The organism is Nostoc sp., assembly GCF_041747015.1.
Lineage (GTDB): Bacteria > Cyanobacteriota > Cyanobacteriia > Cyanobacteriales > Nostocaceae > Nostoc.
In genome coordinates, this window is sequence record NZ_JBGTFY010000289.1 from 1 (window position 1) to 2,105 (window position 2,105).

4 protein-coding genes are annotated in these 2,105 nt (G+C 42.5%); all 4 read left to right on the top strand.

Annotated elements, in window-relative coordinates; translation table 11 throughout:
• Positions 1 to 877, top strand: an 877-nt coding sequence (locus ACEW80_RS23620) for an FAD-binding domain-containing protein (RefSeq protein ID WP_373528929.1), incomplete at its 5' end; no start/stop codon positions are given.
• Positions 874 to 1,131, top strand: coding sequence for a hypothetical protein (locus ACEW80_RS23625; RefSeq protein WP_373528930.1), 258 nt, complete (start codon positions 874 to 876; stop codon positions 1,129 to 1,131). The genes ACEW80_RS23620 and ACEW80_RS23625, both read left to right, overlap by 4 nt.
• Before the next feature lie 65 nt (positions 1,132 to 1,196).
• Entirely contained in the window at positions 1,197 to 1,403 is a 207-nt protein-coding gene (locus tag ACEW80_RS23630) for a Lar family restriction alleviation protein (protein WP_373528931.1), read from the top strand.
• A gap of 37 nt (positions 1,404 to 1,440) precedes the next feature.
• Positions 1,441 to 1,998: a hypothetical protein gene (locus ACEW80_RS23635; RefSeq protein ID WP_373528932.1), complete on the top strand. Its 558-nt coding sequence runs from the start codon at positions 1,441 to 1,443 to the stop codon at positions 1,996 to 1,998.
• Positions 1,999 to 2,105 lie beyond the last annotated feature (107 nt).

Genomic DNA, 2,105 nt, shown 5'->3' on the forward strand with positions numbered 1-2,105 from the left:
GCGCCCTTGGTTGACTCAGCAAGGTGCTACGTCCCACTTATCGCCTCACTTAACTTTCGGCACTATTTCTGTTCGCCGAGTCTACCAAAGTACCAAAGCTAAAGCCGCCGAATTAGCCAATAATCCCAAAGCTCAGTTTTCTCTCAAAGCTTTCCGCGATCGCCTGCGCTGGCATGATAGTTTCACCCAACGGCTGTACTTCCACCCAGAGTTAGTACATACCAACCGCTACCCGGAGTTTGATGAATACTACTCACCTGCCGACCTAAATGAGGAAAAGCAAGAGTTATTCACGGCATGGAAGGAGGGGCAAACAGGTTTCCCCTTGGTTGATGCGTCAATGCGGCAACTCAAAACAATGGGCTGGATGAACTTTCGGATGAGGGCGATGTGTGCTACTTTCCTATGTATCAACTGCGGCATTTCTTGGCATCACGGCGCAGAGCATTACATGAAGTATTTGGTAGACGGGGATCTAGCGATTGACAATTGGCAATGGCAGATGCAAGCAGGAGTGACGAATCCTTTATCAGATACCTTCCGCATCTACAACCCGAATAAAAACTTAGAGGAAAAAGATGGCGATTTGAAGTTTATTTACCACTGGGTTGAAGAACTACGCGGCTATAATTTGTCAGAAATCCTCAATGGAGCATACCTAAACGAGAGTCCATACCCTGAGCCAATACTAGACTGGGCGCAGACTCGAAAGACTAACGGCAAAATTATCTCAGGTTTGCGGAAGCGGGTGAAAGTACGATTGTTAGTCGAGCAGGGGGTGGATCTAGAGCAGGCAGCGATTGCCAAGAGAACTGTAGAAAAGTATTGGGAGAATAAGGATAAGCAATACCGAGAGTACCAAACAAAAATAACATGAATTTTATTAAAGGATTGTTAGGAATCGGATTACTGGCAAGCGCTATTTATATGGGCTTTGCTAATTTTCCGTTGTGGAGTGTTTCACTACTATCCTTATTCTTCACCGCCGCCTATATTCAGAGCAAGTGGTACTTGTGGAACAGGCTATTTCAGCAACAGAATCGCAAGTTATATCAGTCTCTACTCGTGACTTATCTGATTCAAACAGTTTTAGTGTTCGTCTTTTACTTGCTTGGTAGTGGAGTGGCTTGATTGTTTGCGAGCGTAAGACTACTTCTCCTTGTATACTTGCTTAGTCAGTTTAAATTACCTGTAATGTGACTAGCAAGAAAATAGAAGCTAAAGATTACTTTTTACCTTGTCCATTTTGTGGCGACTCAGAGATGGAAATCGTTGAATCATTATTCGAGGACAGCAGTGATTGTTATGAACTTGTGGTTTATTGCGTTTGTGGCGCACAAGGTCCGGCGGCGAAAACTGAAGATGAAGCTTTGTTGAAGTGGAATAGTCGGGTTAAAAGCTAAAGCAGTAATTCTGAATAATCGGAAATCGTAAGTTTACTTGGGCAATAATCGCATTTGGCTAAACTACGGCGTTGATGCTGATAACAAATTAATTGAAATTGAAGATGTAGCCAGTGGGAAAACTAATTTAATATGTCCCTACTGTGGCAGAGCATTGATCGCCAAAAAGGGCAAGGTTAAAGAACATTACTTTGCTCATAGCGGCGAAACCTGCAACCTAATTATCAAAAGAGAGCCGCGCGACATACCGCGCTTACCTTTATACAATGCCTTTAATATTTTCCTGTCAGGCAAGGAGTTAGAGCAATTAAAGAAACTTTGGCACAGACATAAGACTCACGATTATGGCATCGACCGTCTAAAAATATTGCCAGCTTTTACTAGGGAAAATTTAGTTGAGCAATCGCAGAATGTTAATGCCGGGACGGGGCGAAAAGCTTACCAGTTCACTGAGCTAGGACAAATCTCTGTTGGTGCATTGCCTCTATCCGTATTCAATTGCGTGCAAGAGCTACTGATTGAGCAAAAGCTGGCACATCTGGAAGCAACATTTTTCGATATCCCTCTTTTGTCATTTTCCGAAATCAACAAATAGTAAATAAAGTCTTTCATCCAGAAGAATAAAAGGGAAGGAATTGATTCATTCTGCTAATTAGGTAATTAAATCCAAGCAATAAGTTAGAGTTGGGGAAAATATCTAAC

Coding starts and splice junctions, on each gene's coding strand:
- ACEW80_RS23625 (WP_373528930.1), top strand. CDS start 874: ATGAATTTTATTAAAGGATTGTTAGGAATCGGATTACTGGCAAGCGCT.